18 protein-coding genes, 3 tRNA genes and 2 riboswitches are annotated in these 18,243 nt (G+C 52.2%); of the genes, 6 read left to right on the forward strand and 15 right to left on the reverse strand.

Translation table 11 applies throughout. The features are described from left to right. Positions 1-138: 138 nt before the first annotated feature. A complete protein-coding gene (locus CLV44_RS10705) occupies positions 139-1,821 on the forward strand; it encodes an AMP-binding protein (protein ID WP_281257823.1) in 1,683 nt (560 codons plus the stop codon). A 36-nt stretch (positions 1,822-1,857) separates the two neighbouring features. Here CLV44_RS10705 and CLV44_RS10710 read toward each other — a convergent pair whose 3' ends face one another. From CLV44_RS10710 to CLV44_RS10725, 4 genes are all read right to left on the reverse strand, one after another. Continuing rightward, the gene (locus tag CLV44_RS10710) at positions 1,858-2,154 is read right to left on the reverse strand and encodes a hypothetical protein (RefSeq protein WP_106592115.1); all 297 of its coding nucleotides are present in this window, start codon (positions 2,152-2,154) and stop codon (positions 1,858-1,860) included. 47 nt (positions 2,155-2,201) lie between these two features. Next, complete coding sequence (locus CLV44_RS10715; protein ID WP_106592116.1) at positions 2,202-2,876, reverse strand: response regulator; 675 nt, start codon at positions 2,874-2,876, stop codon at positions 2,202-2,204. A gap of 78 nt (positions 2,877-2,954) precedes the next feature. After that, positions 2,955-3,392: a response regulator gene (locus CLV44_RS10720; protein WP_245912667.1), complete on the reverse strand. Its 438-nt coding sequence runs from the start codon at positions 3,390-3,392 to the stop codon at positions 2,955-2,957. 52 nt (positions 3,393-3,444) lie between these two features. After that, on the reverse strand, positions 3,445-4,104 hold the full coding sequence (locus CLV44_RS10725; protein ID WP_170069324.1) for a DNA-binding protein: 660 nt from the start codon (positions 4,102-4,104) through the stop codon (positions 3,445-3,447). A 155-nt stretch (positions 4,105-4,259) separates the two neighbouring features. On the opposite strand from CLV44_RS10725, the gene gap reads away from it, so the two are divergent. From gap to CLV44_RS10745, 4 genes are all read left to right on the forward strand, one after another. Then, entirely contained in the window at positions 4,260-5,264 is a 1,005-nt protein-coding gene (gene gap, locus CLV44_RS10730) for a type I glyceraldehyde-3-phosphate dehydrogenase (RefSeq protein WP_106592118.1), read from the forward strand. 108 nt (positions 5,265-5,372) lie between these two features. Beyond that, a tRNA-Leu gene (locus CLV44_RS10735) sits at positions 5,373-5,458 on the forward strand. A 91-nt stretch (positions 5,459-5,549) separates the two neighbouring features. Beyond that, a complete protein-coding gene (locus tag CLV44_RS10740) occupies positions 5,550-5,768 on the forward strand; it encodes a hypothetical protein (RefSeq protein ID WP_106592119.1) in 219 nt (72 codons plus the stop codon). Between the two features lie 42 nt (positions 5,769-5,810). Beyond that, positions 5,811-5,904: riboswitch (glycine riboswitch) on the forward strand. 3 nt (positions 5,905-5,907) lie between these two features. Then, a riboswitch (glycine riboswitch) is annotated at positions 5,908-6,007 on the forward strand. A gap of 29 nt (positions 6,008-6,036) precedes the next feature. Continuing rightward, positions 6,037-6,654, forward strand: a complete 618-nt coding sequence (locus CLV44_RS10745; RefSeq protein ID WP_106592153.1) for a trimeric intracellular cation channel family protein — start codon at positions 6,037-6,039, stop codon at positions 6,652-6,654. 374 nt (positions 6,655-7,028) lie between these two features. On the opposite strand, the gene CLV44_RS10750 is transcribed toward CLV44_RS10745, so the two are convergent. The 9 genes from CLV44_RS10750 to mtnN form a co-directional block, all read right to left on the reverse strand. Beyond that, a tRNA-Cys gene (locus CLV44_RS10750) sits at positions 7,029-7,102 on the reverse strand. A 19-nt stretch (positions 7,103-7,121) separates the two neighbouring features. Beyond that, positions 7,122-7,197 (reverse strand) — tRNA-Gly (locus CLV44_RS10755). A gap of 98 nt (positions 7,198-7,295) precedes the next feature. After that, a complete protein-coding gene (pgsA, locus tag CLV44_RS10760; protein WP_106592154.1) occupies positions 7,296-7,844 on the reverse strand; it encodes a CDP-diacylglycerol--glycerol-3-phosphate 3-phosphatidyltransferase in 549 nt (182 codons plus the stop codon). A gap of 32 nt (positions 7,845-7,876) precedes the next feature. Then, positions 7,877-9,700: an excinuclease ABC subunit UvrC gene (gene uvrC, locus CLV44_RS10765; RefSeq protein ID WP_106592155.1), complete on the reverse strand. Its 1,824-nt coding sequence runs from the start codon at positions 9,698-9,700 to the stop codon at positions 7,877-7,879. A 23-nt stretch (positions 9,701-9,723) separates the two neighbouring features. Continuing rightward, positions 9,724-10,038 carry an excinuclease ABC subunit C gene (locus CLV44_RS10770; RefSeq protein ID WP_106592120.1) on the reverse strand — a complete coding sequence of 105 codons (315 nt, stop codon included), beginning with the start codon at positions 10,036-10,038 and terminating at the stop codon, positions 9,724-9,726. 59 nt (positions 10,039-10,097) lie between these two features. Continuing rightward, positions 10,098-10,241 (reverse strand): hypothetical protein, encoded by a 144-nt coding sequence (locus CLV44_RS17340; RefSeq protein WP_170069325.1) that lies wholly within the window; start codon positions 10,239-10,241, stop codon positions 10,098-10,100. A 61-nt stretch (positions 10,242-10,302) separates the two neighbouring features. Then, positions 10,303-11,193, reverse strand: coding sequence for an NAD(P)-dependent oxidoreductase (locus tag CLV44_RS10775; RefSeq protein ID WP_281257826.1), 891 nt, complete (start codon positions 11,191-11,193; stop codon positions 10,303-10,305). An 8-nt stretch (positions 11,194-11,201) separates the two neighbouring features. Next, positions 11,202-12,389, reverse strand: coding sequence for a pyridoxal-phosphate-dependent aminotransferase family protein (locus CLV44_RS10780; protein ID WP_106592122.1), 1,188 nt, complete (start codon positions 12,387-12,389; stop codon positions 11,202-11,204). 29 nt (positions 12,390-12,418) lie between these two features. After that, positions 12,419-13,192: a 5'-methylthioadenosine/S-adenosylhomocysteine nucleosidase gene (mtnN, locus tag CLV44_RS10785; RefSeq protein ID WP_106592123.1), complete on the reverse strand. Its 774-nt coding sequence runs from the start codon at positions 13,190-13,192 to the stop codon at positions 12,419-12,421. 366 nt (positions 13,193-13,558) lie between these two features. Here mtnN and CLV44_RS10790 point away from each other — a divergent pair, with 366 nt between their 5' ends. Next, positions 13,559-13,765, forward strand: coding sequence for a cold-shock protein (locus CLV44_RS10790; RefSeq protein ID WP_106592124.1), 207 nt, complete (start codon positions 13,559-13,561; stop codon positions 13,763-13,765). A 56-nt stretch (positions 13,766-13,821) separates the two neighbouring features. On the opposite strand, the gene CLV44_RS10795 is transcribed toward CLV44_RS10790, so the two are convergent. After that, positions 13,822-15,120, reverse strand: coding sequence for a DEAD/DEAH box helicase (locus CLV44_RS10795; protein ID WP_106592125.1), 1,299 nt, complete (start codon positions 15,118-15,120; stop codon positions 13,822-13,824). Between the two features lie 540 nt (positions 15,121-15,660). Then, positions 15,661-18,243, reverse strand: a complete 2,583-nt coding sequence (locus tag CLV44_RS10800) for a sensor domain-containing diguanylate cyclase (protein ID WP_245912668.1) — start codon at positions 18,241-18,243, stop codon at positions 15,661-15,663.

Below are 18,243 nucleotides of genomic sequence, written 5' to 3' on the forward strand. Positions count from 1 at the left end.
ACCTGTGATCACTCTAAGCCTTTTGTCGTAGTTTACTCTGCACCAACTTTCGTTAGAGTCCTGAGTTAATGACCTAAAGTGTCAACAATAAAAAGCCCTTCTGGAATGACCACACACCGAAAGTTAGAGGATGCTGCAATGACGTATCATGCAGAGTACAGCAAATCTGTCGAAACCCCTGAGCTGTTCTGGGCGGAAAAGGCGGCGGAACTGCCCTGGTTCAAGCAGCCGGTACAGATTTTGTCCAAGGATGAAAACGGTATTGATCGCTGGTTTGCTGATGGTGAAATGAATACAGCCTATATGGCACTGGATCACCATGTCGAAAATGGCCGTGCCGATCAGGCAGCCGTCATTTATGATTCGCCGGTGGCCAACAGTAAGCGGGTGATTACATATCGTGAGCTGCGTGATCAGGTTGCCCGCTTTGCCGGTGTGCTCAAGGCGCAGGGTGTGGAGAAGGGCGATCGTGTCGTTATCTACATGCCGATGGTGCCTGAAGCGCTTGTTGCCATGTATGCCGTTGCCCGTTTGGGTGCGATTCACTCGGTTGTATTCGGTGGTTTTGCGCCGCACGAGCTAGCGGTGCGCATTGAAGATGCCGAACCTAAAGTAATCGTAACGGCGTCTTGCGGTCTTGAGGTCTCCAAGGTCATTGAATACAAGCCGATGCTGGATGAAGCGATCGAGCAGTCCGTTCATAAACCGACCGCCTGCATTGTACTGCAGCGGCCGCAAGTGAAGGCCGAGTTGATCGAAGGGCGTGACCTTGACTGGGAAACAGCCGTTGCCACTGCTGAACCAGCTGACTGCGTGCCGGTCAAAGGCACCGATCCGCTGTATATCCTGTATACCTCAGGTACCACCGGCAAGCCCAAGGGTGTTGTCCGTGACAATGGTGGCCATGCGGCTGCATTGCACTACTCAATGAAGGCAATCTACAACATTGATGCGGGTGATGTGTTCCTGGCGGCGTCTGACGTGGGCTGGGTAGTAGGCCATTCTTATATCGTATATGCGCCGCTGCTGGCGGGTGCAACCACGATCGTCTACGAAGGCAAGCCCGTACGTACACCGGATGCTGGCGCTTTCTGGCGTCTGTGTGAAGAGTACAAGATCAAGGCGTTGTTTGCGGCCCCGACGGCGTTCCGTGCGATCAAGAAAGAAGACCCCGAAGGTCTTCAGATCCAGAAGTATGACCTCTCCAATCTGGAGATCATCTTCATGGCCGGTGAGCGCCTTGACCCACCGACTTACCACTGGACCATTGAAAAAACCGGCAAGCCGGTTATCGATCATTGGTGGCAGACTGAAACCGGTTGGGCAATCTGTGGCAACCTGATGGGTATCGAAGCAAAGGCTCCGAAGCCGGGTTCAGCCACGCTGCCGATTCCGGGCTTCAATGTGCAGATTCTGGACTCCGAAGGCAATGAACTGCCTGCCGGTGAGCAAGGCTCCATTGCTATCAAGTTGCCGCTGCCGCCAAGCTGTTTGCCGACGGTATGGAAAAATCATGAGCGTTTCCGTGCCGGTTACCTGTCCGATTTTCCGGGGTACTACACGTCGGGTGACGGAGGCTACAAGGATGAAGAGGGTTATGTCTTCATCATGGGGCGCACCGATGATGTGATCAATGTGGCGGGGCATCGCCTTTCAACCGGCGAGATGGAAGAGATTGTGGCGGATCATCCTGCCGTTGCCGAGTGCGCCGTCATTGGTATTAACGACAGCCTGAAAGGCCAGGCTCCGGTGGGCCTGGTACTGCTGAAGGATGGTGTCGATCTAAGCGCCATTCCAGGCCCGATCTACCCCAATATATAACTTCGCATAATGTATATTATGTTAAATTAAGTATTATCATACGTAGTGTGTCTCCGTTGGGTTATCAAGATAATTGCAGATCAGCCCAGGATGCAGTTCGACCAGCTCTCGCGTGAGCTCTGACTGCACAACGAACATTTGATGACATGGTGACAGATCTGTCTTGGCCAGGACTTCATAGAGACGCCCTCTCGTAAGGACTTTGTGGTTGTGCTCGATCAGATCAGCTTCGAGCTGAACCAGGCTGCCGACGGGGATGGCCATCCATAGCTGATGGGACTCCAATATCATCTCTGTCCCGATATCGACAACTTCGGGTTTGAGTGCGCACATGGATGCTCACCTGCAAGCTAATGGTGTCTTCAGTATAGACTGTGTGTTTAGGTCTGAATCATTCCAATGCGCAGCGCCAGATGAATGATCTCTGAGCCGTTATTGAGTTGCAGCTTACGCAGGATATTGGCCCGGTGCGCGTGGACGGTTTTGGGGCTTAAGAATACTGTTTCAGCGATGGCGTTGACGCTGCGACCTTCGGCCAATAGCGTGAAAACCTCAAGCTCGCGTCGTGTCAGTTGTGATATGGGTGAGCAATCAGGGCCACCTTCGGCTTCCTGGTTGATCTGATTACTGATCGATGACGAGAAGTATTTTCGGCCGGCATACACTTCACGGACAGCATGAACCAGTTCATTTTGAGCGCAGCGCTTGGTGACATAGCCTTGCACGCCAGCTTCGGCAACACGTGATGGATATGGACTGGCTTCCCAAATGGTCAGCACCAAAATGCGTGCGTTCGGATCACTGAGCATGATCCGCTTGATCGCATCCAATCCCCCTGTAGTCGACGAAGCCTCAGGGGTATCCTGATCCGCCGGCATGGCAAGATCCATCACAACAACATCCGGCTTGACGCTGCGGTACAGATCAACCGCCTGGCTGCCATTCTCGGCCTCGGCAACGATCTCCATATCTGCTTCTTTGAGTAACATGTGCTGGAAACCGGCCCGCACAATCGAGTGATCGTCTACCAGTAAGATGCGGATCTTTTTGCTCATTACGCTGCCTCATCAAATATGACTGAGAGGTTAACAGATTGGTTGCACCTCCTCACTCAAGATGCATTACCTTTTGGTCTAGTCCTGCAGGCTCTCGGCACCACGATAGACACCGGAGGTATCCAGATCGACGGCTTCGGCAGAGAGACCGTTGCCATTATCAAGGTGAGCCGGTATAGCGACCAGGTCATCGCTGAAGCCGATAAGCCTTATGCCCTCTTTTTCACAATGAGCCAATACCTTCTCCAGGGCTTTCAATACCGCTTCCTGGCGATCAGTGAAACGGTCGAGCTGTACGTCGTCCACCCGTTTCCGGCTGGTAACTGTTCGCAACACGTAATCAGAGCTGTCCAGTAACTGGATGGTGAGGCCTGGCAGCTTTTCACGTATCAGTACAGCCTTCACCACTTCGAACAGTGCAACATCACTACAGCTGACGACATCGCCGAGGCGACAGGCTTTCAAGCGCTCGGTAACATCCTGAATCTTACTGTCCGAACTTAGATAAAACTCCATATATTCATAACCTTATGGCTTTAAAGGCATGTGCTGCGTGAATATCTTCAATTCAGCTATTTGCTTTCAGCATGGCATTTTCCTTACTCAGCTGGTCATTCTGACGCCTGATACGCTCAAGTTCTTCTTCCTGGATGCGGGCGTTCACGCGAAGCTCTATCAGGGCTTCATCATGCAAGCCTTGATGACTACCAAGTCGTTGCAGCTGCTTCACTTCATGCAGCGCTTGATCTTTCGCCATGGTCAGACGTATTTGTGCCTCTTCCAAATCGAGAATGCGCCGTTCCAGAGAATGTTTTTCGTCAGCCAGCCGTTCGCAACGTTCAAGCAAGCGTGCATTTTGTTTCTGTGCCTCCTGGAGCGCGGCTTCCCCGCCGGAGCGTCGGGCCTCGACTGATTCACGCAGCTGCTTCTGTTGCTGTTCGATTTCGCTGCGCTGCTGGTTGAAGCGATGTTCCGCATACGCAAGCGCCCGATTCCAGGCCTGGTTGGCCAGTTGAATGACAGGCTCCGGTAGCTCCGGGTGCTCATTACGTCTCTGTACACGCTCGGCCAGAGTATGCCACCAATCGTTAAGTGCGCGATTGATAGTCGTCAAGCTGCCGCTGCCGAGTCGTTCACGAACATTTTGTTGCGTAGGTCGAATACCCTCTTCGAGCAGCCGATCTGCAATTTCGATCGCACGGTCATGCGTGTCATTTTTCTTGGGCATACGATACTCGGTATGTACTAAAGATATGTATTGAAAGTGTAGAGTATTATTTAACGCGCTATCTTGCTGAGGCGCAAGCTCAGTAAAAACAATGAGTTCCCTTAGCCCTGATTTCATCTACTATGGTAGCAACACATGCAAAGGAGTGACTTCAAATGCCAATCAGAATCGCAATAAACGGATATGGCCGTATTGGTCGAAATATCCTGCGCGCACTGTTTGAAAGTGGTCGTCAGGACGAATTTCATATCGTAGCTATCAACGATCTGGGCGATGCGTCAATCAGTGCTCATTTGACCGAATATGACTCGGTGCATGGCCGTTTCATGTGGCCTGTGAGCACAGCCAATCAGCATCTTGTTGTCGGTGAACACCATATACCGATGCTGTGTGAAGCTGACCCACACGCCCTGCCCTGGCGCGACTATGAAGTGGATGTTGTACTTGAGTGTACCGGGCGTTTTACCGGGCGCGAACAGGCCGCCATACACTTGCAGCAAGGCGCCCGAAAAGTACTGGTCTCTGCTCCGGCAAAGGGTGCGGACGCGACAGTTGTTTATGGGGTTAATCAGGGTGTTCTGAAGCCTCAAGACTGTATTGTTTCCAACGCATCCTGTACGACCAATTGCCTTGCGCCGATGGCTCAAGTACTCAACGATGGCCTGGGAATCAATCAGGGGCTGATGACAACCATTCACGCCTATACCAATGATCAGCACCTGACCGATGTGTACCATACGGATCTTTACCGTGCGCGTGCAGCCGCGCTGTCCATGATTCCGACCAAGACCGGTGCAGCCAAGGCGGTGGGTCTTGTGTTGCCTGAGCTTGATGGGCGTTTGTCTGGCTTGGCTGTGCGGGTGCCGACAGCTAACGTGTCACTGGTAGATTTGACGTTCACGGCTTCTCGTGAAACTTCCGTTGATGAGGTCAATGGCTTAATGCAGCGAGCTGCCGATGCTCATATGCGTAACATTATTGAATATAATGCGACCCCTCTGGTATCGATCGACTTCAATCACCATAGTGCTTCCTGTATTTTCGACAGTCTGCAAACTCAAGTCATGGGCAACATGGTAAAAGTATTTGCCTGGTATGATAACGAATGGGCCTTCTCTAATAGAATGCTCGACACTGCAGCATGTATGGCCCGTCTTTAATGACTATGAGCGCGCATTGGTGATTGACATTTCCTCAATACAAAGAGAAAATGTGCGCTCAACGCATTGATTAAAAAGGCAGCTTGCTTTTTAACGGCGTATCCCCCTGCCCGGATGGTGAAATTGGTAGACACAAGGGATTTAAAATCCCTCGGCCTTTGGCTGTACCGGTTCGAGTCCGGTTCCGGGCACCAGTTCTTTCTCTCGCCTCGTTAGCGCCCTTTGCAACATCGATGCAATTCTATTTACACTTTATAGGCAGTATTACTGCCAGGCCAGATCTCTATGACTGATGCTTGTGATGTCTCTGCTTTTCTAATGAGCCTTGAGCTTGAGCAGTTGGATAGTATTAAGTTAAAACTTGAGCAAACGATTACACAGCAGCAAGAAAAAAAGCGTACCCGCTCTCGCCTCCCACCGACGTTCAACGACCTGGATGCCCTCGCGGCTGACACAGGACTTGATCTCAGCGGCCTGATTAAAGACATCAAACGTCGTACTTAAGACTGATGGCTATTGGCACCCGGCAGGTTCTGCCTCTATAATCGCGCAATCGCAGGAGAGTGACCTTTAATATCCATTGGTACGCCGAAGGCGCAAACTCCCATAAACGCTCAGGCCCATGTACTGCGATACCAACTGAATCACGTCGACTGGAGAGTGGTCGGATCATGCCGACCCACCGAAGGGGCAACGCAGCGATAGCTGCGCAAACTCTCAGGTAACCGGACAGGGGGAGAGACGAATCATCACCCATATGGGAGGTTTTTTCGTGCTCACTTCTATTTATATCATTGCGATCATAGCCGAAGGCATGTCCGGTGCATTGGCTGCAGGGCGCCGCAACATGGATATCTTTGGCGTTGGCGTTATTGCTTTCATTACCGCACTCGGTGGCGGCACCATCCGTGACATTCTTCTGGGAAACTTCCCTGTTTCCTGGACTCAACACCCTATCTATATCTATCTGACCATATCGGCAGGCCTACTGACGATTGTTATTGCCCGCTTCATGCATCACCTGCATAAGCTGTTCTTACTGCTTGATGCAATGGGGTTGATCGCCTTCACTATCATTGGCTGCAATGTTGCACTTGAGCTGGAGTACAACATGGCCGTCGTGGTCATGGCGGGCATGATTACCGGCATCTTTGGCGGCATCCTGCGCGACATACTATGTCAGCGCGTACCTGTCGTATTCAGGCATGAACTTTACGCCAGTGTTTCTCTTCTGGTTGCCCTGCTCTATCTCCAGTTGAATGCTTTGGGTATTCAGCAGGATATCAATCTGGTGGCATCTTTTGCGTTTGGTTTGAGCTTGCGCTTGGCGGCACTCTATTGGCACTGGTCGTTACCAACGTTCTGCTACGAACCGGATCGGTGGAAGTAATGCTGGTAGTGGGGCCTGGATCTACTCCAGCCCCCACCATGCTTCTCAATATGCATGTAACGGGCTGCGTTGAGCCAGCCTGGCGCACTGGTCAATAACATTGAAGGGCTGTTTGTCTGCAGCCTTGATTCAAGCACTGCTGTAGGTGTTCGTTACGTGTACTCGAGGCGGGTGTTACTTGCGGTGCGTGCGGGTTAAAAATAATATGCGGGAAGATACTTGATGAAATATGATGCTAGTCAAAAATACGCACAAACAATGCTTATCTGATAGCTTAAGAGATGTATAGGATTTTTCCCTGAAAGGGGCGGATATATCAGAAGGGTTTTATTTGCATATCAGCTGCCGGTCGGCAGCTTGGATCTTTTAAAAAATGGAGGCTGGAGTCGGAATCGAACCGGCGTACACGGAGTTGCAGTCCGCTGCATGACCACTCTGCCATCCAGCCCTCACAGGTATTGTTGAGATGGAGCGGGAAACGAGACTCGAACTCGCGACCCCGACCTTGGCAAGGTCGTGCTCTACCAACTGAGCTATTCCCGCGCCTCAACAATGGAGCGTATTATAGAGACCTCAGTTTCGGTGTCAACCATATTACGAAAGAAAATTTAAAAAAAATTGCTTAAAAATTAACCACTTACTTATATGTCATCGCTCAGGTGCGGCCAGGCTGCACGCAAGTAGACAACCATTGACCAGAGCGTCAGTGCAGCAGCACCGTACAATGCAGCGATGCCCACCCAAGAGAGCATTGAATACAGCGGAGCCCCGATCAGTACCAGAATTGAGACCATCTGTAGCGTGGTTTTGAGCTTACCGATCATGGATACGGCAACACTTGCCCGCTGTCCTAGCTCTGCCATCCATTCACGCAGGGCCGAGATAACTATTTCGCGACCAATAATAATAATGGCGGGAACCGTGATCAGCGGTGAAGCAAACACTTCCACCAATACAACCAGTGCTGCAGCAACCATCAATTTATCGGCCACCGGGTCCAGAAAGGCACCAAAGGGTGAGCTTTGATTTAGCCGTCTGGCCAGATATCCATCAAACCAGTCGGTAATGGCCGCAAGACCGAAAATGCCAGACGCAAGCCACGGAGCCCAATTGTAAGGCAGGTAGTACACAAATATGAAAACCGGTATCAAAACAATACGCAGCAGGGTCAAGAGGTTGGGTATTTTGATTGTGAGCAAGAGAGTATCCCGTTACATCGTAGTCAGCTTTCGGGGTGAAGCGCTGCATATATTTCCTGCGCAAGCGCTCGGCTTATACTAGAGACTTTGGTAATTTCTTCAATACTGGCGCGTTCGATCTCTTTCAGGCCGCCAAAATGGCGCAGCAGCTCGCGGCGACGTTTGGGGCCAACGCCCGGGATCCCTTCCAGTTGCGATTGGCGTCGAGCCTTTCCGCGTTTCGCGCGATGGCCAATAATCGCAAAACGGTGGGACTCGTCACGAATATGCTGCAGCAGGTGTAGCGCAGGCGAGTCAGACTGTAGTGTACTTTCTTCACCCGTTTCCCCTTTGATCAATACTTCAAAGCCAGCCTTGCGGGTTGGCCCCTTGGCGATACCGATCACCATCATGTCCGTAATCTGCAGGCTTTCCAGCACATCCATTGCCTGTGATACTTGGCCTTTGCCGCCATCAATGATCAGCAGGTCAGGTAGCACACCTTCTCCTTTTTTGACTTTAGTGTAACGTCGGGTCAGTGCCTGATGCATGGCGGCGTAATCATCACCGGGCGTGATTCCCTCAATATTGAAACGGCGATAATCTGCTTTTTTTGGACCCTCGCGGTCAAAAACCACACAGGATGCAACCGTCGCCTCGCCAGAGCTGTGGCTGATATCAAAACACTCCAACCGCTGAGGCAGGTAGTCCAGCGATAGTGCGTCCTGCAATGCCAGGAAACGATTGTGGACATTCTGTTTACTGGCCAGATGGCTGGTCAGCTGCTGCTCAGCATTGGTTTGTGCCAAGCGCTGCCACCCTGCTCGTTCCCCCCGCACACTATGCTGCAGGCTTACTTTGCGACCACGTCGCTGCTCTAGTGCCTGCTGTACACATTCCGCCCCATCCACAGGCAGAGCCGTGATGATCAGGGGGGGAATATCGCGCGGACCTGACAGGTAGAACTGGGCTATAAAGGCTGCCAGAATCTCTCCGGGCTCATCTTCAATTGATACCTTGGGATGGTAGGCTTTACTGCCAATAACACGCCCGCCCCGGACATACAGCGTGTGAATCGAAACCCCGCCGGGTTGTATCGCACAGCCAAAAATATCGGCATCGCCGGTCTGTCCGAAGACACACTGCTGTTCTTGCACTTGCTGCAGCGCACTGATTTGGTCCCTGAGCTGTGCAGCCCGCTCAAAATCAAGTGCAGCAGCTGCAACCTCCATATCCCGACCCAGTGCTTGCATGATGTCCTGGCTTCGCCCTTCCAGAAACAACATTGCATGACGTACATCCTGTTGATACTCATCCTCGGAGATAAGCCCGACGCAGGGAGCTGTGCAGCGTCGAATTTGATGCTGCAGGCACGGCCGTGAACGGTTACGGAAGAAGCTGTCATCACATTGACGGATCTGGAAGATTTTCTGCAGCAGGTTGAGGCTCTCACGCACAGCATGGGAGCTTGGGTAAGGACCGAAGTACCTCCCCTTCTGCTTGCCACCACCGCGTTTAAACTGGAGTGCAGGAAAGGCGTCGCGATCAGAGATGAAAATGTAGGGGTACGACTTATCATCACGCAGCAGAATATTGTAGGGCGGTCTCTGCTGCTTGATCAGATTCTGTTCCAGCAGCAGTGCTTCTGTTTCGCTGCCGGTCACTGTGACTTCAATGCGCTGAATACGTGCAACCAATGCCTGTGTTTTAGGGCTGAGCCCGGTCGAGCGAAAGTAACTGCTGACACGGTTGCGGAGATTCTTCGCCTTGCCGACATAGAGAATTTTATCCGCAGCGTCATACATCTGATAGATGCCGGGTCGGCGGGTCAAACCTTGCAGGAAGGACTTGCTATCGAATTCAGTCACGGACAATGACGCGCTTTTGATGATCAGCCAACGGCATTTAGTGTTTTGTTGGCGTCCATGTGCAAATGGGTGGCTGCAGTATGAATGCGCTCCAGTTGCTCACGGGTGGTGTCGAGGATACCGGCGCCGCGGGACAAGGACACTTCCAGGTACACACCAATCTCCGCGTAATAATAGAGGCGAGCATCAAATGAACGCGCGCGTCGGAGTTTGCTGAGTGATATTTGTGCGCCATTCACCAGAATGGTATTGATATCGTTATCAGAAAGAAGCGGGTGGCGTTCTTTCTCCCCGCGCGGGGCGACGGGATCAGGTCTGGAGCGGCTGTTAACGGTCATGGAGACTCCTTAAGCGCGGGATATTGTTGGTGCCGGAGATGCCTCAGGCACCTGCAAACTTACTTCTGCTGCGCTTTGGCGGCATCTTTGCTGATTTCGCGCTTCATGAAGCGGACACCAAAGAAAGTGATCACCAGCATGGATGCGACAATCATGATACTGGGCGCAAAAGACATCATGCTGTACTTGTCGATATCAAACATAAATATACCTCAGTTGTAATCATTCGAGTTGGGGCATGCAAAACGCAGCATTATCGGAGCTTTACCCCCCTTTCTCAAGCCTTTTTAATAGGCTGGAGGTGTCCAGGCGCCCACCATCTGCGGCCTGAATATCGGCATAGAACTGATCCACTAACGCGGTAACCGGCAGGCGGGCACCATTATTACGCGCCTCATTCAGAGCAATCTGTAGATCTTTACGCATCCAATCAACGGCAAAACCGAAGTCATACTCACCCTTCAGCATGCTTTGGTGACGGTTGATCATCTGCCATGAGCCAGCCGCCCCGTGTTGTATAACATCAAATACGGCTTCACCATCAAGTCCGGCCTGCTGAACAAAATGCACTGCTTCAGCCAAGCCCTGAACAAGTCCCGCTATTGCTATCTGGTTGACCATTTTGGCCAATTGACCGCTACCAACCGGACCCAGCAAGCGCTGCGAGCGGGCATAAGCCTCAAGTACAGGGGAGGCGCGAGAATAGTCGGCATCAGCGCCTCCGACCATAATACTGAGCACTCCTCCTTCAGCACCGGCCTGGCCACCGGAAACAGGCGCATCCAGAAAACCGACACCCTTGGCCTTGGCAAGCGCATCAAGCGTGCGTGCAGCGTCAGCGGATGCAGTGGTATGGTCGATCAGAAGGCTGCCCGACTTCATCCCTGCCAACGCACCTGAATCCCCTGTGGTCACTGACAGCAAGTCAGCATCGTTGCCGACACAGGTAAAAACAAAATCCGCATCATGCGCAGCGGCTGCAGGTGTCTCTGCCGTGGTACCGGCATACTCCTGAGCCCAGCGTTCGGCTTTAGCGGATGTCCTGTTATACACACAGACATGATGACCTGCTCGAGCCACATGCCCTGCCATGGGATACCCCATAACGCCCAAGCCGATGAAAGCAATCTTTGCCATGACCGTCTCCTGATTTATCGCGTTAGTTAATGCTCCGTTTCAGCATATACAGCCCTTGCCGCCGCTGCGGCGCGCCCGCCATGAATATCACCATCCAGTTCCAGCAATGTATTCTCCAGCGCATCCAGGCACAGCATGACATGTCGCTGAGTACAGCTGCTACCCATCAGGCCGATGCGCCAAACCTTTCCGGCCAGGACGCCCAGTCCCGCTCCTATTTCCAAGCCGTAACGCTCCAGCAGCGCATTGCGCAGACGCGGATCGTCTATACCCTCAGGGATCGTAACCGAGTTGAGCTGCGGCAGACGCACATCGGCAGCTACCGCCATCTGCAAGCCCATAGCCTCAAGCCCGTCACGCAGTGCGCGATGATGCAGAGCGTGACGCTGCCACGCCTGCTCAAGCCCTTCATCCTGCAACATGACCAGTGCTTCGTGCAGGCCGTACAGTGCATTGACCGGAGCCGTGTGATGGTACGCGCGTTTTGCACCGCCGCCCCAGTACCCCATAACCAGATTCTTGTCCAGGAACCAGCTGGGGACGCGAGTCTGTCGCTGGCTAATCTTTATCAGCGCACGCTCACTGAATGTCACTGGCGAAATTCCGGGCGGGGCTGACAAGCATTTCTGCGTCCCCGAATACAATGCATCAATGCCCCACTGATCGACATCCAGCTCGATACCACCCAGGGAGGTCACGGCATCAACGATGCTCAAGCACCCGTAGTCACGTGCCAGGCGGCAGAGTGCGCGTGCGTCCGAGCAAACACCGGTCGAGGTTTCGGCATGTACAAATGCCAGTGCCTTGATGTCATCGTGTTGCTGCATGATGTGACGCACCTTGTCGACACTGACCGCTGTACCCCAGGCATCTTCAACCATCAACGCAACGCCACCGAAGCGTTCGACGTTTTCCTTCATGCGTCCGCCGAACACGCCGTTCTGGCACACAATAATCTTGTCGCCTGGCTCTACGAGATTGACGAAGCAAGCCTCCATCCCTGCCGATCCAGGAGCCGATACCGGCAGAGTTAGCGGATTTTCCGTGCGCAAGGCGTACTGCAACAGGTGCTTGATCTCATCCATCATCCCGATAAAAGCAGGATCGAGGTGACCTATAGTTGGCCTGGCCATTGCGGAAAGAACACGCGGATGGACATCTGAAGGGCCGGGCCCCATTAAGGTTCTCAGTGGCGGATGGAAGGACTTGATCATGCTTATTCCTTTAAGAACAGTTTATTATGTTATTTATCTAATGCTTCAGGTGAGGCATCGGCTATGCGCTTGACGATGGCCATGACCATCTGCGCGGAGTGCTCAGCCGCAGTTTCCAAAAACTGCTCAAATGACAGGTTTGACTCTTTGCCTGCAATATCAGATAGCGCGCGAATCACGATAAAAGGTGTTTTGAACTGGTGGCAGGTTTGCGCAATAGCGGCGGCTTCCATCTCGACCGCCTGCATGGCAGGAAACAGGACCCGGGTGCGTGCAACGCGTTCCGGGCAGCTCATGAAGCTATCGCCAGTTGCAATCAACCCTCTGACGGTGTTGGTGTGTGGAAGCTGCGCAATGCACTCTTCGGCCATGCGAGCCAACAGCGGATCGGCAGTGAACGCGGGCGGCAATCCCGGCACCTGCCCCGGCTCATAACCAAACACGGTGACATCGACATCATGATGGCGGACCTCATCAGAGATGACGACATCACCGACATTCAATGCGCTATCAAAACCGCCGGCGGAGCCTGTGTTGATGACGCAGTCAGGCGTGAATGTCTGCAGCAGAAGCGTGGTGCCGATCGCTGCATTCACCTTACCGATACCCGACTTGAGCAGAATGATTTCAACACCATGCAAGGTGCCTAGATAGAATTCAAATCCAGACAGGTTTTGTGCCCGCAAGGCACCCAGGCTGTTTTTCAGCAGCTCGATTTCCTGATCCATCGCACCAATCACGGCTATGCGCGGTGGTCTGTCCAGGTCCTGAAGCTGCTCGGAAAAAGAGGATTTTTTGGTCATTGGATATGGGTATCGTTAGCGTGATTGAAGGCAAAAAACGCATGCTACCACGGTTCAATTAATTGGCAATTCATTCAGTGTGTGGAGTCGTTAACAGGGGTAATAAAGGCGTATTCGTATTAATAATACTACGCACGTATTATGTAATTTTAGTACAGATGGCAGTGTTTAAAAATTATTGACACTGCTTTACAACGCTATAGAATGAAAGACGCTTTAAAAAGTTAAGAAGATATTTACCGGCATCAGCACAGTTTTCGACTAGTCGAGCAACGCGTACTGATCCAATCAAGTAGATAGCATCACTTTTAGAGCATTTTATCTCGGACACCTGTCCGAAAATATTTGAATTATAGGAAAGATAGCATGCCTACTACTACCGGCACTGTAAAATGGTTCAACGAAACTAAAGGCTTCGGCTTCATCGAGCAGGAAAACGGCCCGGACGTTTTCGCTCACTTCAGTGCCATCACTGGTTCAGGCTTCAAAACTTTGGCTGAAGGCCAGAAAGTTGAGTTCACAGTAACTCAGGGCCAGAAAGGTCCTCAGGCTGAGAACATCGTTGCTCTGTAATATTTAACAGAGTCGAGCGAAAAAAAGCGATCCCAGGATCGCTTTTTTTGTGTCTGTTATTTAGGCGCAGCGCCTGACGGGCGTGGAGCACGGCGGCGAAACGGCTTTTTGGCTGCCGGCGCACGCTGACCATCCTGATGCTCCCGCTTAGGTGCAGCCTGATGCTTATGGTGCGGCTTGCGCTTATGAGCGCCCGATCTGGCCGATGCTTCCGGTAGCGGATGCGTAGGCTCAAAGCCTTCTATGAGGCGTCGTTCAATAGCCTGCCGAGTCATGCGCTCGATCGCGAACAGGAAGTCACTCTCATCAGCACATACCAATGAAACAGCCTGCCCCGTAGCACCTGCGCGACCGGTACGCCCGATCCGGTGGACATAATCCTCGGAAACATTCGGTAGCTCAAAGTTCACAACCTGAGGGAGCTGGTCGATATCAAGACCGCGTGCAGCAATATCCGTGGCTACCAGCGCTCGAATCTGCCCCGACTTGAAATCTGCAAGTGCACGAGTACGTGCGCCCTGGCTCTTGTTGCCATGAATGGCGGCAGCCTTAACGCCCGCCTCATCCAGGAAACGGGTCAGCTTGTTGGCACCGTGCTTGGTCTTGGTGAAGACCAGGACCTGCTGCCATTCGCCCTGCTCGATCAGCTTGAGCAGTAGCTTGGGCTTCTGGTTCTTATCAACCGGATAAACATACTGCGTCACCGTCGTGGCTGTGCTGTTGCCCGGTGTAACCGATACTTCGACGGGGTCGTTGATGATGCCTTTAGCAAGCGTACGAATCTGATCCGAGAATGTTGCTGAGAACATCAAGTTCTGTCGTTTCGCCGGCAGCACCTTGATAATCTTGCGGATATCGTTAATGAAGCCCATATCCAGCATGCGATCGGCTTCATCCAGCACCAAGGTCTCAAGGCTATCAAAACGGACCGCATTCTGCTGATACAGATCGAGCAAACGACCAGGCGTCGCTACTAGAACATCGACCCCGCCTCTGAGCTGCATCATCTGCGGGTTAATCTTGACGCCACCAAACACGACAGCAGACTTAAGCTTCATGTATTTGCTGTAAGTGGCTACACTCTCTGCAACCTGAGCAGCAAGCTCACGCGTCGGTGTCAGAATAAGTACTCGTACGCGATTACCCTTTACCGGGGTACCCTGGCTCAGCAGCTCTAGAATCGGCAACGTGAAACCGGCAGTTTTGCCTGTTCCGGTTTGCGCGGCAGCCATAACATCGCGGCCAGCCAGAACGGCGGGTATTGCTTGCTGCTGAATGGGTGAAGGGGTGCTGTACTGTTGCTCGGCAACAGCTTTAAGCAATGGAGCGGACAGCCCCAGTGAGGCAAAACTCATGCAGTTTTCTCTTGGTTATAAAAGACGGCCCGGATGATATGGGCGGGTGTACAATGAAACGACCTTCAGAACAGGGGCCGTTATGATGCCAAGCTTACAGGAGCAGGGCTTCGTTCGCCATGACTATTGGTTGGGCACTGTTTTTATCGGTGCGCTTGCCTGACAAATCCTCACTACAGGCGTTGCCACTGCAGCTGGCAGACGGGTGAACTCTTCGTGCGCTTCTGCTAATGTCAGCGCATTATTAAATCCCATAGGACGGTACGCCAGGCTGAGCAATCGGCACGAGCACCTTTCTTAGGGGTAGATCGACACTCAAGACATACCGATACGTACCGGAAAAGCAGGAGAACAACATGAACGTCGAGGTGTGTATAAAACAGCCCTTGTTGAAAATTCACAGTCCGCTCAGGGTATGAGCCAGACTAGCGCATCCTACGCAAGCATCTGTAGCGGTCAGCCTTCCATTACTCGATCCAAGGTGGCAGCTCCCCGCCCTAACGGACGAGGGTTTATGCTAAAGGAAACACCTGAGTTTGATTACGACTGCTCGGTTATGACTTGGTTTCGGCCATTTTCTTTGGCGCGATAAAGCGCATCATCAACCCGTTTCAACAAGTCACCCTTATGATCCCCCGGACGCAAGGTAGCCACACCAAAACTGCAGGTACGCTGACCTATGACCGGAAACCTAATCTGCTCAATCCGATGACGCAGGTTTTCAGCCAACTTGTGTGCTCCTGAAAGATCAGTATTAGGGCACAAAATCATAAACTCTTCACCGCCCCAGCGCCCCGGAAAATCAGTAATGCGTGTGTTCTCTTGCATTAAGTCAGCCAACTGCCGAAGGACCTGATCACCCACTGCGTGACCACAGCTATCATTAACCTGCTTGAAGAAGTCTACATCCAGCATCATCAATGAAAAGGCCTTACCATAGCGCTCATATAGATGTATTTGATGCATTAGCAGGGATTCTATCCTGGCACGATTGAGCAAACCCGTCAGACCATCCGTTGTCGATAAGCGCTCCAGCTTCTCATTCTTGCGCTCAAGTTCTTCACGATGCTGCACCTGCTGAGTGATATCCAGCACCATGCCGATATAACGAGTTTCCCCGTCAGGTACACTTTCGTAACGTCTTGCCGCACAGCGAAACCAGCGAACATCAACGTCTCGGTCAATGATACGCGCTTCGTAATGCCAGTCCGGCATCTGCTGAGCGGTCATTGCTTTCCAACTTCTCAGTACGGGCTTAAAGTCATCTGGGTGTAAAATGCTGGCCCAACCCCGGCTGTTGAGCTCGGCCAGCGAGCTACCAACCGTATCCATGAAATATCGGTTGGCGTAAATAGTGGAACCTTCCGAATCGGCTTCAAAAATGCCAATAGGGGAGAAATCCGCCAGTGCACGGAAGCGCTCTTCACTGGCCCTCAAGGCATCTTCCGACTGCTTACGCTCAGTAATATCGGCCAGATTTAATACCAGACTTTCTATTTGACCGCCAGGGACAGATACCGGGTTACCGGTAATACGACAATAACGGCTTCCCATGCCAGCAAAATCAATCCAGTCCTCCAATACAAAAGCAATGCCCTTTAGCGCCGCATCCAACCGGGGCCTAAGCAGCTGTTGAATACGGCTGTCATCATAAAGCTGCCATATCGACTGGTTTTCAACATCCGATCGACTGCAGCTGTGGTAGCTAAGGTACTGTCTGTTCACTTGGCGATGTTTGAAGTCCCGATCCAACATTACCATCAGCTCTGAAGATGCATCGACAATCTCACCGTATCGCAGCAGGCGCTTTTCATTTTCCTTTTTCTCGGTGATGTCCGTAATGATGGCGAAGTAACAGGCTGTGCGCCCACCAACATCATTCACGGGGGTAATCATGGCCTGCTCAACACATTGCTGGCCATCACTCATGCGATTAATAAATTCACCTTCCCAAACACGCCCTTGCTCCAGATGGCTCCACAAATCCAGGTAAGTACTCTCGGGTGTCTGAGCAGAGGAAAAAATACTCGCTTGCTCACCCAAAACCTGGTTACGGTCATATCCCGAACGCGACCAATAAGTCCTGTTCATATAAAGAATGCGGCATTCAAGATCAGTTATCGCAATGGCCGACGGCATCTGCTCAATCGCTTGGTACAAATGAGCCAGATCGTTAGCTGCCTTGCGCTCCCGCACCAAGCTGTCATGCCAGCGTTTAAGAAAAAACAGCGTCACCAGCATTAACGAGCCTAGGCTCAGCAAAGAGATGAGCAACCGTTTCTGCCAGCCAGCAAGCGCCTCACTACGATTGATAACAGCAAGCGCCCTAACAGGCTGTTGACCCAATTGGCGAATGGCGTATAGATGCTCGTCAGCTAAAACCAGGCGAGTGCCGAAGGCAGAAAATTCGTTCAACGTCAGATGGCGCTGCAGTTCCACCAGCAACTCCTCCATCTTCTGTTGATCATGATCACCTGCAACCAACATCAACTTGTTCTGGCTATCCAGCAACATCAGGTGCTGATTACCGTAAGCCTCATCACTTTCAAGTTCAGCCTCGATTTGCTCCGGCGCAATGGTGGCCAGCAGAGAGCCAATAACACGACTGTCAGGGCCATATACCAGTCGGGCTAGCCCCAGTTGTCCATTATCAATACCCATGGCCATGTGGCTGCCTACCGCTATTGATGAGCGCACCCACTTGGGTGAAGATTGACGGACACCTTCTGCACGCCCGACACTCACCAGCCCTTCTCCCGACTGGTTGTATAACACTAGGCTGTCCAACGACGGTGACGTCATCATCGAGCGTATAAACAGGGGTCTTAGACCCGGCTGTTGCTCTAGCAACTGTGGGTCGGACTCAAGAATTTGGCTGACATCATGCATAACGTGATCCGTTGACATGAGGGCGATATCAAGAGCACTGGCATAGGCGCGCAACTGGGTTTGCAGCCGTTCACCTGCACTTTCAAGACTGTACTTGTAATCCTGATAAAGCCCCCAGGCCAGCATACCCGACATGATAAACAGCAACGCCAACGCGCCAGCAATCATTGGATGCCATAGCGCTCGGCGCTCGCTGCCTGCTTTCTGTGATACTTGAAGGGGAGGGACACGCAT

It is taken from the genome of Marinobacterium halophilum (assembly GCF_003014615.1).
In the GTDB taxonomy this organism is placed as follows: domain Bacteria; phylum Pseudomonadota; class Gammaproteobacteria; order Pseudomonadales; family Balneatricaceae; genus Marinobacterium; species Marinobacterium halophilum.

Excerpts from the sequence above, each read along its gene's own strand:
- CLV44_RS10705 (WP_281257823.1), top strand. The coding sequence starts at position 139 with ATGACGTATCATGCAGAGTACAGCAAATCTGTCGAAACCCCTGAGCTG.
- CLV44_RS10710 (WP_106592115.1), bottom strand. The coding sequence starts at position 2,154 with ATGTGCGCACTCAAACCCGAAGTTGTCGATATCGGGACAGAGATGATA.
- CLV44_RS10715 (WP_106592116.1), bottom strand. The coding sequence starts at position 2,876 with ATGAGCAAAAAGATCCGCATCTTACTGGTAGACGATCACTCGATTGTG.
- CLV44_RS10720 (WP_245912667.1), bottom strand. The coding sequence starts at position 3,392 with ATGGAGTTTTATCTAAGTTCGGACAGTAAGATTCAGGATGTTACCGAG.
- CLV44_RS10725 (WP_170069324.1), bottom strand. The coding sequence starts at position 4,104 with ATGCCCAAGAAAAATGACACGCATGACCGTGCGATCGAAATTGCAGAT.
- gap (WP_106592118.1), top strand. The coding sequence starts at position 4,260 with ATGCCAATCAGAATCGCAATAAACGGATATGGCCGTATTGGTCGAAAT.
- CLV44_RS10740 (WP_106592119.1), top strand. The coding sequence starts at position 5,550 with ATGACTGATGCTTGTGATGTCTCTGCTTTTCTAATGAGCCTTGAGCTT.
- CLV44_RS10770 (WP_106592120.1), bottom strand. The coding sequence starts at position 10,038 with ATGACCGTTAACAGCCGCTCCAGACCTGATCCCGTCGCCCCGCGCGGG.
- CLV44_RS17340 (WP_170069325.1), bottom strand. The coding sequence starts at position 10,241 with ATGTTTGATATCGACAAGTACAGCATGATGTCTTTTGCGCCCAGTATC.
- CLV44_RS10780 (WP_106592122.1), bottom strand. The coding sequence starts at position 12,389 with ATGATCAAGTCCTTCCATCCGCCACTGAGAACCTTAATGGGGCCCGGC.
- mtnN (WP_106592123.1), bottom strand. The coding sequence starts at position 13,192 with ATGACCAAAAAATCCTCTTTTTCCGAGCAGCTTCAGGACCTGGACAGA.
- CLV44_RS10790 (WP_106592124.1), top strand. The coding sequence starts at position 13,559 with ATGCCTACTACTACCGGCACTGTAAAATGGTTCAACGAAACTAAAGGC.
- CLV44_RS10795 (WP_106592125.1), bottom strand. The coding sequence starts at position 15,120 with ATGAGTTTTGCCTCACTGGGGCTGTCCGCTCCATTGCTTAAAGCTGTT.
- CLV44_RS10800 (WP_245912668.1), bottom strand. The coding sequence starts at position 18,243 with ATGCGTGTCCCTCCCCTTCAAGTATCACAGAAAGCAGGCAGCGAGCGC.